The organism is Streptomyces sp. NPDC059201 (assembly GCF_042754585.1).
Taxonomy (GTDB): Bacteria; Actinomycetota; Actinomycetes; order Streptomycetales; family Streptomycetaceae; genus Streptomyces.
The window spans coordinates 105,256-122,094 of record NZ_JBHZBB010000007.1 but is presented as its reverse complement, the minus strand read 5'-3'; the positions used below and the strand labels follow the sequence as shown (position 1 = coordinate 122,094).

15 protein-coding genes are annotated in these 16,839 nt (G+C 70.1%); 8 read left to right on the top strand and 7 right to left on the bottom strand.

Annotated elements, in window-relative coordinates; translation table 11 throughout:
• The first annotated feature begins 7 nt into the window (after positions 1-7).
• Positions 8-505, top strand: coding sequence for a phosphoribosyltransferase (locus tag ACFXMG_RS22845; RefSeq protein ID WP_030323619.1), 498 nt, complete (start codon positions 8-10; stop codon positions 503-505).
• Between the two features lie 69 nt (positions 506-574).
• Here ACFXMG_RS22845 and ACFXMG_RS22840 read toward each other — a convergent pair whose 3' ends face one another.
• From ACFXMG_RS22840 to ACFXMG_RS22830, 3 genes are all read right to left on the bottom strand, one after another.
• Entirely contained in the window at positions 575-1,405 is an 831-nt protein-coding gene (locus ACFXMG_RS22840; protein ID WP_383815902.1) for a Yip1 family protein, read from the bottom strand.
• 201 nt (positions 1,406-1,606) lie between these two features.
• Positions 1,607-3,865, bottom strand: coding sequence for a (Fe-S)-binding protein (locus ACFXMG_RS22835; RefSeq protein WP_383815905.1), 2,259 nt, complete (start codon positions 3,863-3,865; stop codon positions 1,607-1,609).
• A 156-nt stretch (positions 3,866-4,021) separates the two neighbouring features.
• On the bottom strand, positions 4,022-4,669 hold the full coding sequence (locus ACFXMG_RS22830; protein ID WP_383815908.1) for a sugar transferase: 648 nt from the start codon (positions 4,667-4,669) through the stop codon (positions 4,022-4,024).
• Between the two features lie 246 nt (positions 4,670-4,915).
• On the opposite strand from ACFXMG_RS22830, the gene dnaK reads away from it, so the two are divergent.
• The 4 genes from dnaK to ACFXMG_RS22810 are packed head-to-tail and all read left to right on the top strand — an operon-like array spanning position 4,916 to position 9,101.
• Entirely contained in the window at positions 4,916-6,751 is a 1,836-nt protein-coding gene (gene dnaK, locus ACFXMG_RS22825; protein ID WP_383815910.1) for a molecular chaperone DnaK, read from the top strand.
• Entirely contained in the window at positions 6,748-7,431 is a 684-nt protein-coding gene (grpE, locus tag ACFXMG_RS22820; protein WP_383815913.1) for a nucleotide exchange factor GrpE, read from the top strand. Before dnaK ends, grpE begins: the two co-directional genes overlap by 4 nt.
• Before the next feature lie 34 nt (positions 7,432-7,465).
• Positions 7,466-8,644, top strand: coding sequence for a molecular chaperone DnaJ (dnaJ, locus tag ACFXMG_RS22815; RefSeq protein ID WP_383815916.1), 1,179 nt, complete (start codon positions 7,466-7,468; stop codon positions 8,642-8,644).
• Between the two features lie 4 nt (positions 8,645-8,648).
• On the top strand, positions 8,649-9,101 hold the full coding sequence (locus tag ACFXMG_RS22810) for a heat shock protein transcriptional repressor HspR (protein WP_383815918.1): 453 nt from the start codon (positions 8,649-8,651) through the stop codon (positions 9,099-9,101).
• Positions 9,102-9,170: 69 nt separating this feature from the next.
• Here the strand turns inward: ACFXMG_RS22810 and ACFXMG_RS22805 are convergent, their stop codons facing one another.
• Together ACFXMG_RS22805 and ACFXMG_RS22800 are read right to left on the bottom strand one after the other, a co-directional pair.
• Positions 9,171-9,689: a hypothetical protein gene (locus tag ACFXMG_RS22805; protein ID WP_383815920.1), complete on the bottom strand. Its 519-nt coding sequence runs from the start codon at positions 9,687-9,689 to the stop codon at positions 9,171-9,173.
• Positions 9,686-10,666, bottom strand: coding sequence for a helix-turn-helix transcriptional regulator (locus ACFXMG_RS22800; RefSeq protein ID WP_383815923.1), 981 nt, complete (start codon positions 10,664-10,666; stop codon positions 9,686-9,688). The genes ACFXMG_RS22805 and ACFXMG_RS22800 overlap by 4 nt, the downstream gene beginning before the upstream one ends.
• 345 nt (positions 10,667-11,011) lie before the next feature.
• Between ACFXMG_RS22800 and ACFXMG_RS22795 the strand changes: the two genes are divergently transcribed.
• On the top strand, positions 11,012-11,341 hold the full coding sequence (locus ACFXMG_RS22795; RefSeq protein ID WP_383815926.1) for a (2Fe-2S)-binding protein: 330 nt from the start codon (positions 11,012-11,014) through the stop codon (positions 11,339-11,341).
• 101 nt (positions 11,342-11,442) lie between these two features.
• On the opposite strand, the gene ACFXMG_RS22790 is transcribed toward ACFXMG_RS22795, so the two are convergent.
• A complete protein-coding gene (locus ACFXMG_RS22790; RefSeq protein WP_383815928.1) occupies positions 11,443-11,847 on the bottom strand; it encodes a pyridoxamine 5'-phosphate oxidase family protein in 405 nt (134 codons plus the stop codon).
• A 127-nt stretch (positions 11,848-11,974) separates the two neighbouring features.
• Here ACFXMG_RS22790 and clpB point away from each other — a divergent pair, with 127 nt between their 5' ends.
• Together clpB and ACFXMG_RS22780 are read left to right on the top strand one after the other, a co-directional pair.
• Positions 11,975-14,560, top strand: coding sequence for an ATP-dependent chaperone ClpB (gene clpB, locus ACFXMG_RS22785; protein WP_383815930.1), 2,586 nt, complete (start codon positions 11,975-11,977; stop codon positions 14,558-14,560).
• A 118-nt stretch (positions 14,561-14,678) separates the two neighbouring features.
• Entirely contained in the window at positions 14,679-15,212 is a 534-nt protein-coding gene (locus ACFXMG_RS22780; RefSeq protein ID WP_383815932.1) for a YbjN domain-containing protein, read from the top strand.
• 411 nt (positions 15,213-15,623) lie between these two features.
• Here the strand turns inward: ACFXMG_RS22780 and ACFXMG_RS22775 are convergent, their stop codons facing one another.
• A complete protein-coding gene (locus tag ACFXMG_RS22775; protein ID WP_383815935.1) occupies positions 15,624-16,754 on the bottom strand; it encodes a LuxR C-terminal-related transcriptional regulator in 1,131 nt (376 codons plus the stop codon).
• Between the last annotated feature and the right edge of the window lie 85 nt (positions 16,755-16,839).

The following is a 16,839-nucleotide window of genomic DNA, read 5'->3' as shown; positions in this document are numbered from 1 at the left end:
GCCGGACATGAGTGAAGTACGCGAGAACCTGACGTACGAGGGCTTCGGCCGCGCCGTCCGCGAGCTGGCGCAGACCATCGCCGACGACGGTTACGAGCCCGACATCGTCCTCTCCATCGCCCGCGGCGGCGTCTTCGTCGCCGGCGGTCTGGCCTACGCCCTGGACTGCAAGAACATCCACCTCGTGAACGTGGAGTTCTACACCGGCGTGGGGACCACGCTGGAGATGCCGGTCATGCTGGCGCCCGTCCCGGACGCGATCGACTTCTCCGACAAGAAGGTCCTGATCACCGACGACGTCGCCGACACCGGCAAGACCCTCAAGCTCGTCCACGACTTCTGCGTCGACCACGTCGCCGAGGTCCGCTCCGCCGTCATCTACGAGAAGTCCCACTCCCTCGTGAAGTGCGAGTACGTGTGGAAGAAGACCGACGAGTGGATCAACTTCCCCTGGTCGGTCGAGCCCCCCGTCGTCAAGCGCGAGGGCCAGGTCCTCGACGCCTGAGCCGCCCCCTCGCAGACGCGAAAGGAGCCCCCTTCCGGGGCTCCTTTTTGGCGTCTGTCGTGCTCCGTCCTACAGCGTGCCCAGCTTGATCAGGCTCAGGAGGGCTGCCAGCTGGATGGCGGAGGCGCCGAGGGCCTTGGGCCAGGGGAGGTCGTGGGAGCGGCTGATCATGAGGGTGAAGAGGGCGCCGGCGGCGAGCCAGGTGAGCCAGCCGATGACCTGGACCAGGCCGTTCTCGCCGCCCAGGAAGAGGGCGAAGAGGAGGCGGGGGGCGTCCGTGAGGGACATGATCAGCATGGAGAGGCCGACCGTGGGCTGCCAGGCGCCGTCGCCGCCCAGCTGGCGGGCCAGGGTGTGGGTGACCGCGCCCAGGATCAGGCCGCCGAGGACGAAGCCGACGCCCGTCATCAGGACGTACGGGATCGTGCTGGACAGCGTCGCGTTCAGCACCTCCTCGCGGGCCTGGTCGAAGCCGAAGATCGCCAGCAGGCCGTAGAGGAAGGTGACGACCAGCGCCGGGCCCCAGACCGCGTGGTCGCGCATCCGGAGGAAGGTGTCCGCCGGGCGCAGCACGATGCCGCTCAGCAGGGCCTTCCAGCCGAGGCGGGGGCCGACGGGGGCCGGGGGCGCCTGGTAGCCGCCCTGCTGGGCGTAGGGGTCGTCGACGCTGAACATCTGGGTGTGGCCCGGGTTGTTCGCCGTCGTCGCGTGCTGGTGCTGCGCGTGCGGGTCGCCGAAGTACTCCGGCTCGCCGTACTGCTGCTGCGGCGGCTGTTGCCGCCACTGCTGCTGCGGGTACGCCTGCGGGGGCGCGTCGTACCCGTACGGCGCCTGCTGCGGTCGATGCTGTTGCTGCGGGGGGCGGTTGTCCCGGCCGCGTCCGTTCCTGAATCCAGCCACGTCATTGAACGTACCCGTTTCCGCCGCACCCCCGCTCCTTCGGTGCCGAGCTGTGACATCCCCTAGGGGGTCACAGGGGCGCCGGACGGCCGCGCGGTCGCCGCTACAAAGCAGACATATCGTCTCAGCGAAGCCCCTCGGGTATGACGAAGGGCCGTCCCGCTCTCCGCGGGGCGGCCCTTCCTCACGTACGACAGGCGGTTACGCGACCGGCTCCGGCTGGTCCGCCGTCTCCTCCGGCTCCGGGTCCACCGGGGTCTTCACGGAGTCCAGCAGCAGCTGGGCCACGTCGACGACCTGGAGGCTCTCCTTCGCCTTGCCCTCGTTCTTCTTGCCGTTCACGGAGTCCGTGAGCATGACGAGGCAGAACGGGCAGGCGGTCGAGACGATGTCCGGGTTGAGGGACAGGGCCTCGTCGACGCGCTCGGTGTTGATGCGCTTGCCGATCCGCTCCTCCATCCACATCCGCGCGCCGCCGGCGCCGCAGCAGAAGCCGCGCTCCTTGTGGCGGTGCATCTCCTGCTGGCGCAGGCCGGGGACGGCCGACATGATCTCGCGCGGGGGCGTGTAGACCTTGTTGTGGCGGCCCAGGTAGCACGGGTCGTGGTAGGTGATGAGGCCGTCGACCGGGGTCACCGGGATCAGCTTGCCCTCGTCGATGAGGTGCTGGAGCAGCTGCGTGTGGTGGATGACCTCGTACTCGCCGCCGAGCTGCGGGTACTCGTTGGCGATGGTGTTGAAGCAGTGCGGGCAGGTCGAGACGATCTTCTTCGCCGACTTCGGCTTCTTCGTCGACTCGTCCTCGTCGTCCTCGCCGAACGCCATGTTCAGCATCGCGACGTTCTCCTGGCCGAGCTGCTGGAACAGCGGCTCGTTGCCCAGGCGGCGCGGGGAGTCACCCGTGCACTTCTCGTCGCCGCCCATGATCGCGAACTTGACGCCCGCGATGTGCAGCAGCTCCGCGAACGCCTTGGTGGTCTTCTTGGCGCGGTCCTCCAGGGCGCCGGCGCAGCCGACCCAGTAGAGGTAGTCGACCTCGGAGAGGTCCTCGATGTCCTTGCCGACGATCGGGACCTCGAAGTCGACCTCCTTGGTCCACTCGACGCGCTGCTTCTTGGCCAGACCCCAGGGGTTGCCCTTCTTCTCCAGGTTCTTCAGCATCGTGCCGGCCTCCGACGGGAAGGCGGACTCGATCATCACCTGGTAGCGGCGCATGTCGACGATGTGGTCGATGTGCTCGATGTCGACCGGGCACTGCTCGACGCAGGCGCCGCAGGTGGTGCAGGACCACAGGACGTCCGGGTCGATGACGCCGTTCTCCTCGGCGGTGCCGATCAGCGGGCGCTCGGCCTCCGCCAGAGCGGACGCGGGGACGTCCTTGAGCTGCTCCTCGGACGCCTTCTCGTTGCCCTCCATGTCCTTGCCGCCGCCCGCGAGCAGGTACGGCGCCTTGGCGTGCGCGTGGTCGCGCAGCGACATGATGAGGAGCTTGGGGGAGAGGGGCTTGCCGGTGTTCCAGGCGGGGCACTGCGACTGGCAGCGGCCGCACTCGGTGCAGGTGGAGAAGTCGAGGAGGCCCTTCCAGGAGAACTGCTCGACCTGGGAGACGCCGTAGACGTCGTCCTCGCCCGGGTCCTCGAAGTCGATCGGCTTGCCGCCGGTAGTCATCGGCTGGAGCGCGCCGAGGGCGGTCTCGCCGGTGGCGTTGCGCTTGAACCAGATGTTCGGGAAGCCGAGGAAGCGGTGCCAGGCGACGCCCATGTTGGTGTTGAGCGACACCGTGATCATCCAGATCATGGTGGTGCTCAGCTTGATCATGGCGAAGAAGTAGACGAGCGTCTGAAGCGTCGCGACCGACATGCCCTTGAAGAGCAGGACGAGCGGGTACGAGGCGAAGTACGCGGCCTCGTAGTGCTCGACGTGGTGCAGTGCGCCCTCCAGGCCGCGGAGCACGTAGATCGCCAGGCCGATGGTGAGGATGACCCACTCGACGAAGTACGCCTGGCCGGCCTTGGAGCCGGCGAAGCGGGACTTGCGGCCGGGGCGCGACGGCAGGTTCAGCAGCCGGATGACCATCAGGGTGGCGATGCCGAGGATGGTCATCGAGCCGATGAACTCGATGTACATCTCGTACGGCACGAAGCCGCCGATGACCGGCAGCGTCCAGTCGGCCTGGAAGAGCTGGCCGTACGCCGTGACGATGGTCGGCGGCAGGGTCAGGAAGCCGATCGCGACGAACCAGTGCGCGAAGCCGACGATGCCCCAGCGGTTCATCCGGGTGTGGCCCAGGAACTCCCGGACCAGCGTGACGCTGCGCTGGTAGGGGTTGTCGGTACGGGTCCCGGCCGGGACCGGCTGGCCGAGCTTGAAGTACGAGACGAACTGGCCGATGGCGCGAGCGAGCAGGGCAACGCCGACCACGGTCAGCGTCAGCGACACGATGATCGCGGCGAGTTGCATGACGGGCTCCTCGGGCGGGCCTGGGGCGCGGCTGGCGCGGCCTGTGCTCGCCTCACCCTCGCCCTGAGCCTACTAAGCGGTAACTTAATTAGTCCGTGCTGAGATTACCGGTCGGAGCGCCCCACTTGTAGCGGCCCTCGCGGTGATCTGTGTCGCTCAGGCAAGCCTTGCCGCGCGGGCGGAGGCGCGACGGAGACGACGTCGGCGGACTGCTGGAAGCGTACGCGCCAGAACGGCCAGATCCATGCCGAGCCAGTGGTGGTCCACATAGTGGAGGTCCAGCAGCTCGCGCTCCTCCCAGGGCAGGTCGGAGCGGTCGCTGATCTGCCACGGCCCGGTCAGCCCCGGGCGGACGGTCAGCCGGCGCCGCGCCTCGCCCGTGCACTCCCGGTGGGTGGGGGAGAGAGGGCACGGTCCGACGAGCGACATCTGGCCCCGGACGACGTGCAGCAGCAGCGGCAGCGCGGCGAGCGGGCTCCGCGTGCGGAAGGTCAGCATCGTGAAGGTGCGGCCGCGCAGCCCCGCCACCGTGCGGCGGCGCAGGGCGGGGCCCTCCTGGGCGAGGGAGAGCAGGAGGGCGGACGCGCCGAAGAGGGGGGAGAGGAGCAGCAGCAGCGCCGCGCCCGCCAGCAGGTCGAAGCCGCGCTTGAGGTCGAAGCCGCGCGCGGGGCCGGTGCCGCGCGTGGGGTCGGCGCCGCGGTGGGGGTCGAAGCCGCGTGTGGGGCCGGTGACGCGCTGGAGGTCGGTGCCGCGCTGGAGGTCGGTGCCGCGCGTGAGGTCGACGCTCGGTTGGTTCGCCGTCATGCCCCGGACCCCTTCGGCTGAGATCATGGGATGTTCGTGGGATATGCCTGCTTTGCCCGGCAAAGGGCATCAGGACTCTGCCATCTTTCGCGCCGCGCGTCAGGCATCGACGCGCGCTCTGCGTCTCTTTGAGCGAACGGACCAGCGAAGAGTTGAGTCCACTCGACTCAAGTCTGTTGACGCCCCGCGTTCCGTCATGCATCCTTGAGTCAGTTCCACTCAAGTCAGTCAGCTGGAGGAATCGAAATGGCACGTGCGGTCGGCATCGACCTGGGCACGACTAACTCCGTCGTCAGCGTTCTGGAAGGCGGCGAGCCCACCGTCATCACGAACGCGGAGGGCGCCAGGACCACGCCGTCCGTCGTCGCCTTCGCGAAGAACGGCGAGGTGCTCGTCGGCGAGGTGGCCAAGCGCCAGGCCGTCACCAACGTCGACAGGACCATCCGGTCGGTCAAGCGCCACATGGGCACCGACTGGAAGATCGACATCGACGGCAAGTCCTTCAACCCGCAGCAGATGAGCGCCTTCATCCTCCAGAAGCTGAAGCGCGACGCCGAGGCGTACCTGGGCGAGAAGGTCGTCGACGCGGTCATCACCGTCCCGGCGTACTTCAACGACTCCGAGCGCCAGGCGACCAAGGAGGCCGGCGAGATCGCGGGCCTCAACGTCCTGCGCATCGTCAACGAGCCGACCGCCGCCGCCCTGGCGTACGGCCTCGACAAGGACGACCAGACGATCCTCGTCTTCGACCTCGGTGGCGGCACCTTCGACGTGTCCCTCCTGGAGATCGGCGACGGCGTCGTCGAGGTGAAGGCCACCAACGGTGACAACCACCTCGGTGGCGACGACTGGGACCAGCGCGTCGTCGACTACCTGGTGACCCAGTTCAAGAACGGGCACGGCGTCGACCTGTCCCTGGACAAGATGGCTCTCCAGCGTCTCCGCGAGGCCGCGGAGAAGGCGAAGATCGAGCTGTCGTCCTCGACCGAGACGTCGATCAACCTGCCGTACATCACGGCCTCCGCCGAGGGCCCGCTGCACCTGGACGAGAAGCTCACGCGCGCCCAGTTCCAGCAGCTCACGTCCGACCTGCTCGACCGCTGCAAGGTGCCGTTCCACAACGTCATCAAGGACGCGGGCATCAACCTCTCCGAGATCGACCACGTCGTCCTCGTCGGTGGTTCGACCCGCATGCCGGCCGTCGCCGAGCTCGTCAAGGAGCTGACCGGCGGTCAGGACGCCAACAAGGGCGTCAACCCGGACGAGGTCGTCGCCATCGGCGCCGTCCTCCAGGCCGGTGTCCTCAAGGGTGAGGTCAAGGACGTCCTGCTCCTCGACGTGACCCCGCTGTCCCTCGGCATCGAGACCAAGGGCGGCATCATGACCAAGCTCATCGAGCGCAACACCACGATCCCGACCAAGCGGTCCGAGATCTTCACGACGGCCGAGGACAACCAGCCGTCCGTGCAGATCCAGGTCTACCAGGGCGAGCGCGAGATCGCGGCGTACAACAAGAAGCTCGGCATGTTCGAGCTGACCGGCCTCCCGCCGGCCCCGCGCGGCGTCCCGCAGATCGAGGTCGCCTTCGACATCGACGCCAACGGCATCATGCACGTGACCGCGAAGGACCTGGGCACGGGCAAGGAGCAGAAGATGACCGTCACCGGCGGCTCCTCGCTGCCGAAGGACGAGGTCGACCGGATGCGCCAGGAGGCCGAGCAGTACGCGGACGAGGACCACCGCCGCCGCGAGGCCGCCGAGTCCCGCAACCAGGGCGAGCAGCTCGTCTACCAGACCGAGAAGTTCCTCAAGGACAACGAGGACAAGGTCCCGGGCGATGTGAAGTCCGAGGTCGAGGCCGCTCTCGCCGAGCTGAAGGAGAAGCTCAAGGGCGAGGACACCGCCGAGATCCGCACGGCCACCGAGAAGGTCGCGGCCGTCTCCCAGAAGCTCGGCCAGGCCCTCTACGCCGACGCCCAGGCCGCCCAGGCCGGCGCGCCCGCCGGTGAGGCCAAGGCCGACGACGACGTGGTCGACGCCGAGATCGTCGACGACGAGCCCAAGAAGGACGGCCAGGCGTGAGCGAGGAGACCCCGGGCTTCGAGGAGAAGCCCGACGTCCCCTCCGGCGACGCCGCCGAGGCCGCCGAGTCCACCGAGGACACGGCGGCCCCGGCCGGGGACGCGAACAGCACGCAGGAGGCCGACGCCGGCCTCACCGCCGCCCTGGACCAGGCCCGCGCCGCGCTCACCGAGCGCACCGCGGACCTCCAGCGGCTCCAGGCCGAGTACCAGAACTACCGGCGCCGGGTCGAGCGGGACCGGGTCACGGTCAAGGAGATCGCCGTCGCGAGCCTCCTGTCCGACCTGCTCCCCGTCCTCGACGACGTCGGCCGGGCCCGGGACCACGGCGAGCTCGTGGGCGGCTTCAAGTCGGTCGCCGAGTCGCTGGAGACCGTCGTCGCCAAGATGGGGCTCCAGCAGTTCGGCAAGGAGGGCGAGCCCTTCGACCCGACGATCCACGAGGCCCTGATGCACTCGTACGCGCCGGACGTCACCGAGACGACCTGCGTCGCGATCCTCCAGCCGGGGTACCGGATCGGCGAGCGGACCATCCGGCCCGCCCGCGTGGCCGTCGCCGAGCCCCAGCCGGGCGCCCAGCCCGGCGGAGCGGCGAAGGCCGAGGAGTCGGAGGACTCCAACACGTCCGACAAGTCTGGCAAGTCTGACAAGTCGGCCCCGTCCGACAAGGACAGCGAGTAAGAAGCCGTACCCGTACGCGGGAGGAGGGACGTCGATGAGCACGAAGGACTTCGTCGAGAAGGACTACTACAAGGTCCTCGGCGTCCCCAAGGACGCCACCGAGGCCGAGATCAAGAAGGCGTACCGGAAGCTCGCCCGCGAGAACCATCCGGACGCCAACAAGGGCGACACCAAGGCCGAGGAGCGCTTCAAGGAGATCTCCGAGGCGAACGACGTCCTCGGTGACCCCAAGAAGCGCAAGGAGTACGACGAGGCGCGCGCGCTCTTCGGGAACGGCGGCTTCAGAGCCGGCGGGCCCGGGGGCGGCGGCTCGTTCAACTTCGACCTGGGCGACCTCTTCGGAGGCGGCGCCCAGGGCGGCGCGGGCGGCTTCGGCGGCGGCGGAGGCATCGGGGACGTCTTCGGCGGCCTGTTCAACCGCGGCGGCGGCGCGGGTGCCCGCACCCAGCCCCGGCGCGGCCAGGACATCGAGTCCGAGGTGACGCTCAGCTTCACCGAGGCCATCGAGGGCGCGACCGTGCCCCTGCGGATGTCCAGCCAGCAGCCCTGCACGGCCTGTTCGGGCACCGGCGACAAGAACGGCACCCCCCGGGTGTGCCCGACCTGCGTCGGCACCGGCCAGGTCTCGCGCGGCGGCAGCGGGTCCTTCTCGCTGACCGACCCGTGCGTGGACTGCAAGGGCCGCGGCCTGATCGCCGAGCACCCCTGCGAGGTCTGCAAGGGCTCCGGCCGGGCCAAGTCCTCGCGGACCATGCAGGTCCGGATCCCGGCGGGCGTCTCCGACGGGCAGAAGATCCGGCTGCGCGGCAAGGGCGCCCCGGGCGAGCGCGGCGGGCCGCACGGCGACCTGTTCGTCGTCGTGCACGTCGACTCCCACCCGGTCTTCGGGCGCAAGGACGACAACCTCACCGTGACCGTGCCGGTCTCCTTCACGGAGGCGGCGCTCGGCGGCGAGATCAAGGTCCCGACCCTCGGCGGCCCCGCGGTCACGCTCAAGCTGCCCGCGGGCACGCCGAACGGCCGGACCATGCGCGCCCGCGGCAAGGGCGCGGTCCGCAAGGACGGCACCCGCGGCGACCTGCTGGTGACGGTGGAGGTCGCGGTGCCGAAGGAGCTGGACGACAAGGCCCGCGAGGCCCTGGAGACCTACCGCGAGGCGACCGTCTCGACGGACCCCAGGGCGGAGCTGTTCGAGGCGGCGAAGGGAGCGTGACGCGGTGGACGGGCGCCGACGCAATCCGTACGAACTGACCGACGAGACCCCGGTGTACGTCATCTCGGTGGCGGCACAGCTGTCGGGACTGCATCCGCAGACCCTGCGCCAGTACGACCGCCTGGGCCTGGTCTCCCCGGACCGCACGGCCGGGCGGGGCCGCCGCTACTCGGCCCGCGACATCGAACTGCTCCGTCAGGTGCAGCAGTTGTCGCAGGACGAGGGCATCAACCTGGCCGGCATCAAGCGCATCATCGAGCTGGAGAACCAGGTCGCGGCGCTCCAGGCGCGGGTCGCCGAGCTCTCGTCGGCGGTCGAGGGCGCGGCGGCGGCGATGCGGCAGCGGGAGGCGCAGGTGCATGCCTCGTACCGGCGCGATCTGGTGCCGTACACCGACGTGCAGCAGGCGAGCGCGCTGGTGGTCTGGCGTCCGGCGCCGAAGCGCGGCGGCGAGTAGCCCCGCGCGAGAACACCCGAGAGGGCCCCTTCCCGACCGGGAAGGGGCCCTCTCGCGTGTCCCCCGTGCTCAGGGCGCGATGAGTTCGCCGACGATGTCGCCGAGGGTCTCCCACCAGGGCGCGGCGCCGGTGCCGAACGCGGCGGCGAGGGCGGTGCCGAGGGCGAGGTCGAGCGGGGTGGGGTCGGTGTCCGCCTCCCACTCGTCGATCACCCGCCCGTCGCCGCTGGAGCTCAGCAGGCCGAGCGCCTTCCCGTCGCGGCTGAGCCGGCTCTCCCCGTACGAGCAGGGCACGAGCCGGTAGCGGAGGCCGCCGGTGCGGACGTCCACCCGGTACGAGCGCCGCAGCAGCCGCCCCCGGGACGGCCGGATCACGGCGGGCGCGCCGTCGACGGTGAGGGTCAGCAGAGCGCCCTTGCGCGTGCCGATGGGCGTGTGGGCGTCGGCGGGCGTCCCCGGGGCCCGTACGAGCTCCACGACGGGCAGCCCGTCCCCGGAGACCCGGAGGGTGCCGGCGGGTCCGTCGAGCGCGATGAGCACCGTAGGCGCGTCGGAGGGCGTGTCAGATGGTGTGTGCACGATGGTCATTCGCCCCGTTCGAGAATGCCGGACCGGGCGATCAGGTACCCGAGCTGCGCCCGGCTCCCACTCCCCAGCGTGGCCGCCAACTTCGCGATGTGCGCCCGACAGGTCCGCACGTTCATCCCGAGCCGGCGCGCGATGGCCTCGTCGACGTGGCCTTCGACGAGGAGGCGGGCTATGGAGCGCTGGACGCCGCTGATGCCGCTGAGGTGCGGCTGGTAGGTGACGGGCGCGTCCAGCGGTGTGGCCTGGAGCCAGAACTGGTCGAAGACCCCGCCGAGGTACTCCACGAGCCCCTGGTGGCGGAGTTCGAGGGCGATGGTGCGGTCGCGGCTGGCCGGGACGAAGGCGACCTTGCGGTCGACGATGATGAGCCGGTCGATGATCTCCTCAAGGGTCCGGACCTCGACCTCGGGGCCGATGCGCTCCAAGTACGCCAGGGTGATGGGCTGGTGGCGCGCGGTGTGCTGGTAGAGCGTGCGCATCTTGATGCCGCGGCCGAGCAACGGCCGTACCCGGCGCAGGGCTTCACCGAAGGTGTGGGCGCTGCGGCCCTTGCCGGGCTGTACGGTGAGCAGCTCCGAGGAGCATTCGGCCACGGCGCGGTCCAGGCTGTCGTTGATCCGCTCCATCCCCTCGAGGACGGTGATGGCGTGGGTCATCGAGGGGTCGCGGGTGCCGAGGGCCATGAAGGGTTCGAAGGTGTCGGCGAGGGTGAGGGTCAGCCGCCGGCGCTCCTGGATCTCCTTCTCCAGCGGGTCGAGGAGCCGGGCGAGGGCGGCCGCCGGGGCGACGGGGCGGAGCCATTCGGCGTCGTCGGGATCCGGGCGCAGCAGGTCCAGCTCCATGAGGCAGGGAGCGGACGAGATCTCGGAACGGGCGACCCGGCCTTCTCGGAGGGCTTCCGAGTAGAGCCGAGTGCCCGGTTCGCACAGGTCTGCGTGCGTGTGAGAATGCACCTTTTTAGTAGGTTCTATTCGCATACGTACACCCCCAGGCTCTTGCATTACAGGAACATGATGCATTGGGCGAGTGGTGGAAACGGGAGGAGTGAGCGATCGTCGTGACTTGCGGGGGAGCAGGTAGTTACACACCTTCGAGTGAGGTTGCTCGGTCATGTCCAAGAAGCTCATACGCACCGTAGTCGGTGTCGCGCTGGTGGCTGCTGCAGCTGTGGGCGCGGTCTCGGTGACCCAGGACCCGGGGTGGGGTTCGCAGCCGAAGGTCGTCCTGGCGGACCCGGGTTGGGGTCTGCGGCAGGCGGCGGTCGCCGATCCCGGATGGGGCGCGGCGCCGGCGGCCGACCCTGGATGGGGGTCCGTGAGGGCATGACGGTTCCCGAAGACCCTCGTTTCCGCCGTGAGATGGCGAGTGCTTACCGGTCCGGGTGGCACTTCATCGACCTCGTCACCGCGGTGCCGCGCCGTGGCGAGTCGTTGAAGGTCACCCTCTTCGGCGAGCCGATCGTGGTCGTCCGTGGAGACGATGAGGACATTCGAGCCTATCGCTGCCTCCGCCGCCCGCGCGGCGCCCCACAGCCCGTTCGCTGTGCCATCCGGTACGGCATGATCTTCGTCAACTTGGATCAGCGCGACCACCAGCCGGTCGAGGCGCGCTTCGAGCCCGAGACCCTCTCCGCCACCCCCCGCAGTGCCTGAGCGATTCCCCCGTCGTTGTAGATCGCTCAGGTGCTTCCCCCACACAACGGCGCCATCGCGGACCTGAAACGCGATGGCGCCGTTGTGCTTTTCCGGGGTGGTTACGCGCGGCCCATCGCCCGGGTGAGGGTGATCTCGATGACGACGCGGTCGGGGTTGGGCGTCGGGGTGCGGCCGTAGCGGTCCGCGTAGCGGGCCACCGCGTCGGCGACGGTGTCCGCCTCGGTGCGGACGCGGGCGACGCCCTCCAGGGTGGCCCAGCGCCCCTTGTCGACCTGGCAGACCGCGACCCGCGCGCCCTCCACGCCGGCCGCGAGCACGTTCGCGACCTTCCGGCTGTGCTTGTTGGTGATGACCCGCGCCAGCCCGTTCCCGGGGTCGTACGTGACGCCGACGGCCACCACGTGCGGGGTGCCGTCCGGGCGCGGGGTGGTCAGGGTGCACATGTGGTACTCGCGCCAGAAGCCGAGATACGAGTCCGTGGGGTTCCGCGGGTCAGTCGCCATGCCCGGAAACTACCTCCGCCGCGCCCCCCTCCGATACCTTGAGCGGAATAGACTCAACTTTATGTACGCTGTCTGAGTCAGAACAGACGAGGACCCAGAGGACCACACCCAGGAGGAGACCCCGCACGTGGACGCCGAACTGACCAACAGGAGCCGGGACGCGCTGAACGCGGCGAGCAGCCGCGCCGTGTCCCAGGGGCACGCCGATCTGACCCCGGCCCATCTTCTTCTCGCGCTGCTGGCGGGTCAGGACAACGAGAACATCGTCGACCTGCTCGCCGCCGTCGAGGCCGACCAGGCCGTCGTCCGCGCCGGCGCGGAGCGGCTGCTCGCCGCCCTGCCCAGCGTGACCGGCTCGACCGTCGCGCCGCCGCAGCCCAACCGCGAGCTGCTCGCCGTCATCGCCGACGCCGCCGAGCGCGCGAAGAGGCTCGGCGACGAGTTCCTGTCCACGGAGCACCTGCTCATCGGCCTCGCCGCCCAGGGCGGGCAGGCCGGCCGGCTCCTCGACCAGCAGGGCGCGACCGCCCGCCGGCTCCAGGACGCCTTCGAGAAGGCCAGAGGAGGCCGCCGCGTGACCACCGCCGACCCGGAGGGCTCGTACAAGGCCCTGGAGAAGTTCGGTACGGACTTCACCGCCGCCGCCCGCGAGGGCAAGCTCGACCCGGTCATCGGCCGCGACCACGAGATCCGGCGCGTCGTGCAGGTGCTGTCCCGCCGCACCAAGAACAACCCCGTCCTCATCGGCGAGCCCGGCGTCGGCAAGACCGCCGTCGTCGAGGGCCTCGCCCAGCGGATCGTGAAGGGCGACGTCCCCGAGTCGCTGCGGAACAAGCGGCTGGTCTCCCTGGACCTCGGAGCGATGGTCGCCGGCGCCAAGTACCGCGGCGAGTTCGAGGAGCGGCTGAAGACCGTCCTCTCCGAGATCAAGGAGAGCGACGGCCAGATCATCACCTTCATCGACGAGCTGCACACCGTCGTCGGCGCGGGCGCGGGCGGCGACTCCGCCATGGACGCCGGCAACATGCTCAAGCCCATGCTGGCCCGCGGCGAGCTCCGCATGGTCGGCGCCACCACCCTCGACGAGTACCGCGAGCGCATCGAGAAGGACCCCGCCCTGGAACGCCGCTTCCAGCAGGTCCTCGTCGCCGAGCCGTCCGTCGAGGACACCGTCGCCATCCTCCGCGGCCTCAAGGGCCGGTACGAGGCCCACCACAAGGTGCAGATCAACGACTCCGCCCTGGTGGCCGCCGCGACCCTCTCCGACCGGTACATCACCTCCCGCTTCCTCCCCGACAAGGCCATCGACCTCGTCGACGAGGCCGCCTCCCGGCTCCGCATGGAGATCGACTCCTCCCCGGTCGAGATCGACGAGCTCCAGCGCTCCGTCGACCGGCTCCGCATGGAGGAGCTGGCCCTCGCCAAGGAGACCGACCCGGCCAGCGTGCAGCGCCTGGAGAAGCTCCGCCGCGACCTCGCCGACCGCGAGGAGGAGCTGCGCGGCCTCACCGCCCGCTGGGAGAAGGAGAAGCAGTCCCTCAACCGGGTCGGCGAGCTGAAGGAACGGCTCGACGAGACCCGCGGCCGCGCCGAGCGCGCCCAGCGCGACGGCGACTTCGACACCGCCTCCAAGCTGCTCTACGGCGAGATCCCGACCCTGGAGCGCGAGCTGGCCGAGGCCACCGAGGCCGAGCGCGAGGTCCAGAAGGACACCATGGTCAAGGAGGAGGTCGGCCCCGACGACATCGCCGACGTCGTCGGCGCCTGGACCGGCATCCCCGCCGGCCGCCTCCTGGAGGGCGAGACGCAGAAGCTGCTCCGCATGGAGGACGAGCTGGGCCGCCGGCTCATCGGCCAGTCCGAGGCCGTCCGGGCCGTCTCCGACGCCGTGCGCCGCACCCGCGCCGGGATCGCCGACCCCGACCGCCCCACCGGCTCCTTCCTCTTCCTCGGCCCCACCGGCGTCGGCAAGACCGAGCTGGCGAAGGCCCTCGCCGACTTCCTCTTCGACGACGAGCGGGCCATGGTCCGCATCGACATGTCGGAGTACGGCGAGAAGCACTCCGTCGCCCGGCTCGTCGGCGCGCCCCCCGGCTACGTCGGCTACGAGGAAGGCGGCCAGCTCACCGAGGCGGTGCGCCGGCGTCCGTACAGCGTCGTGCTGCTCGACGAGGTGGAGAAGGCGCACCCGGAGGTCTTCGACATCCTGCTCCAGGTCCTCGACGACGGCCGGCTCACCGACGGGCAGGGCCGGACGGTGGACTTCCGCAACACCATCCTGATCCTCACCTCGAACCTCGGCAGCCAGTACCTCGTCGACCCGCTGACCGGCGACGAGGAGAAGAACCAGCGGGTCCTGGAGGTCGTCCGGGCCAGCTTCAAGCCCGAGTTCCTGAACCGCCTCGACGACCTCGTCGTCTTCTCCGCGCTCGACCGCGCCGAGCTGGGCCGCATCGCGCGCCTCCAGATCGACCGGCTCGCCAAGCGGCTCGCCGACCGCCGCCTCACCCTGGAGGTCACCCCGGCGGCCCTGGAGTGGCTGGCCGAGGAGGGCAACGACCCGGCGTACGGCGCCCGGCCGCTGCGCCGCCTCATCCAGACGGCCATCGGCGACCGGCTCGCCCGGGAGATCCTGGCGGGCGAGGTCCGCGACGGCGACACCGTCCGCGTGGACCGGTTCGAGGACGGCCTGATCGTGGGCGCGGCGCGGTGAGCGCGTCCCCCGTGGGCGCGGTTCGTGTCAGCCCGCAGCGGATCTGCCCCGGCGGGGCTTGCCATGGACCGGCCGGGATGGGGGAGGATGGCAACATCCGTACGAAGGGAAATACACGGTGAGCATCGACCCGTCCTCGATTCCGAATTTCGGGGGACAGCCCCAGCCCCAGGGAGGACCGGCGGGCCCCGTCGTCCCCGACCAGGACCTCGTGAAGCAGCTCCTGGAGCAGATGGAGCTGAAGTACGTCGTCGACGACGAGGGTGACCTCGCGGCGCCGTGGGAGGAATTCCGCACGTACTTCATGTTCCGCGGCGAGAACGAGCAGCAGGTGTTCTCGGTGCGTACGTTCTACGACCGTCCGCACTCGGCCGACGACCGTGCCAAGGTCCTCGACGCGATCGACGACTGGAACCGCCGCACCCTGTGGCCCAAGGTCTACACCCACCTGCACGAGGAGGAGGACGGCTCCGCCACCCTCCGCCTCATCGGTGAGGCGCAGATGCTGATCGGCACCGGCGTCGCCCTGGAGCACTTCGTGTCCTCCACGGTGAGCTGGGTCCGCGCCTCGATCGAGTTCGACAAGTGGATCGTCGAGCAGTTCGGCCTGGCCTCCCCGGAGGAGAAGGCCGAGGGCGGCGAAGAGGGCTGAGGCCCACCGCCGACCGAGCGCACGAGCGAGCGCACGAGAGAGCGCACGACCGCGCGCACAGGAGCCGGGTCCCCCACACGGGGGCCCGGCTCCCGGCGTATCGGGCGGGCGGTCGTGGCCGACTCTCCGCTACTGGCGAATTCCCGCTGATCGATCCTCCGCCATTCTTCCGGTTCCGAGGAGTGGAAAAGGGCGGCCCCGGCGGCGCCCGGCCGGGGAGAGCCACGCCACTGACCTGGGTGTCGTTTCCCGGGGTGATCCATTCGGGTGAAGCGGGGCACTCCGCGTGTAAGCCGAAATGAAGTCGTTCGATCGCGAGGGGTAATCCCACCCAGGTCGGCATCGCCTTCAATCGGATCAGCCGCGTCTGATCAGGGGGTGGAATCGATGTCGCTGGCGGCCATCACGGGTTCATCCCGTGTGCACCCGGACCATGCCTTTCTCGGCGAGGGGCGAGTAGTACTCGGTGAACAATTTGCCGACCAGCTCGCCCCGGCTGGAGACGCCGACTTTCTCGAAGACCGCCTTGATGTGGTCGCGGACCGTGTGCGGGGACAGGTGCAATTGCGCGGCGATCTCCCCGGTGGGCAGTCCGCGCGCGATGCACTGGGTCACCTCGGTCTCGCGGTCGGTGAGCTCGTACGCGTCCACGATGAGCGGGACGATCTCCGAGGACTTCGCCGGTTCGAGCACCACGGCGGAGGCGCCCAGCCGGCCGTCCGCCTCGCGCAGGCACGAGGCGTGGCACACCAGCCAGTGACCGGTCCGGGTCCTGACCCTCGCGCGGGCCTGGCCGCGGTCCCGCTCCTGCGCCACCGCGCGCGCCTTCATCGCGGTCGCCAGCACCCAGGCGGGGACGCGGATGCCCTGGGGCGTGGGGATCGCCGGCCCGTGGGGCAGGCTGTCGAGATACCCGAGGGCGTCGTCGTTCGCCGACATCAGGTGCCCCTCCGCGCTGAACAGCAGCAGCCCGGGGCCGTGCGGGGAGTCCGCCAGCTCCTGCGGCGCGGGTTCCGCGAACGAGCGGAGCTGCTTGGCGAGCGGGGCGAGCAGCGAGGAGATCAGCTTGGTCTCGGCGGCGCCGAAGGCCGGGCGCCCCTTGGCCCGGAAGAGGCTGATGTGCCCCTGCGGGCGGTCGCCGATCCGCAGCACGGCGCGCAGCTCGTCATGGAGGCCGCGCGGCTTCATGAAGGACTGGTAGAGGGTGCTGCGGGCGGGCAGGGCGCCCGTGGTCTCGTGGAGCCCCGCGACGGGGACGGAGGCGCGGGCCAGGTCGCGGAACAGGTTCACGTTCTCCGTGAAGAGTTCGGATTCCCAGTAGACCGCGCAGCCGCCCTCGTCGAGGTTCTCCGCGCGGATCGGTGCGGTCATCATGCCGGTCACCGGATCGGTGACGCGCCAGACGGCCGCGTCGTACGGCATGAGACGCCGCAGGTGGGCGGATGCCTCGGCGAACATGCCGAGGGCGTCCGTGGCTCTGGCGGACCGGGAGAGCAGCTCTGCCCGGCCGATGGCGATGCGGGAGTGCGTCGTACTGGTCACTTGTCGACTCTCCCAGACGCCTCCGCCCCTTCCAACCCCTCATCCGGGGGGGATGCCGGGTCCACCGGGTCCCCCTTGAATGCGG

Coding starts and splice junctions, on each gene's coding strand:
- ACFXMG_RS22805 (WP_383815920.1), bottom strand. CDS start 9,689: ATGACCATCGTGCACACACCATCTGACACGCCCTCCGACGCGCCTACG.
- dnaK (WP_383815910.1), top strand. CDS start 4,916: ATGGCACGTGCGGTCGGCATCGACCTGGGCACGACTAACTCCGTCGTC.
- ACFXMG_RS22790 (WP_383815928.1), bottom strand. CDS start 11,847: ATGGCGACTGACCCGCGGAACCCCACGGACTCGTATCTCGGCTTCTGG.
- ACFXMG_RS22800 (WP_383815923.1), bottom strand. CDS start 10,666: ATGCGAATAGAACCTACTAAAAAGGTGCATTCTCACACGCACGCAGAC.
- ACFXMG_RS22795 (WP_383815926.1), top strand. CDS start 11,012: ATGACGGTTCCCGAAGACCCTCGTTTCCGCCGTGAGATGGCGAGTGCT.
- ACFXMG_RS22835 (WP_383815905.1), bottom strand. CDS start 3,865: ATGCAACTCGCCGCGATCATCGTGTCGCTGACGCTGACCGTGGTCGGC.
- dnaJ (WP_383815916.1), top strand. CDS start 7,466: ATGAGCACGAAGGACTTCGTCGAGAAGGACTACTACAAGGTCCTCGGC.
- ACFXMG_RS22830 (WP_383815908.1), bottom strand. CDS start 4,669: ATGACGGCGAACCAACCGAGCGTCGACCTCACGCGCGGCACCGACCTC.
- ACFXMG_RS22845 (WP_030323619.1), top strand. CDS start 8: ATGAGTGAAGTACGCGAGAACCTGACGTACGAGGGCTTCGGCCGCGCC.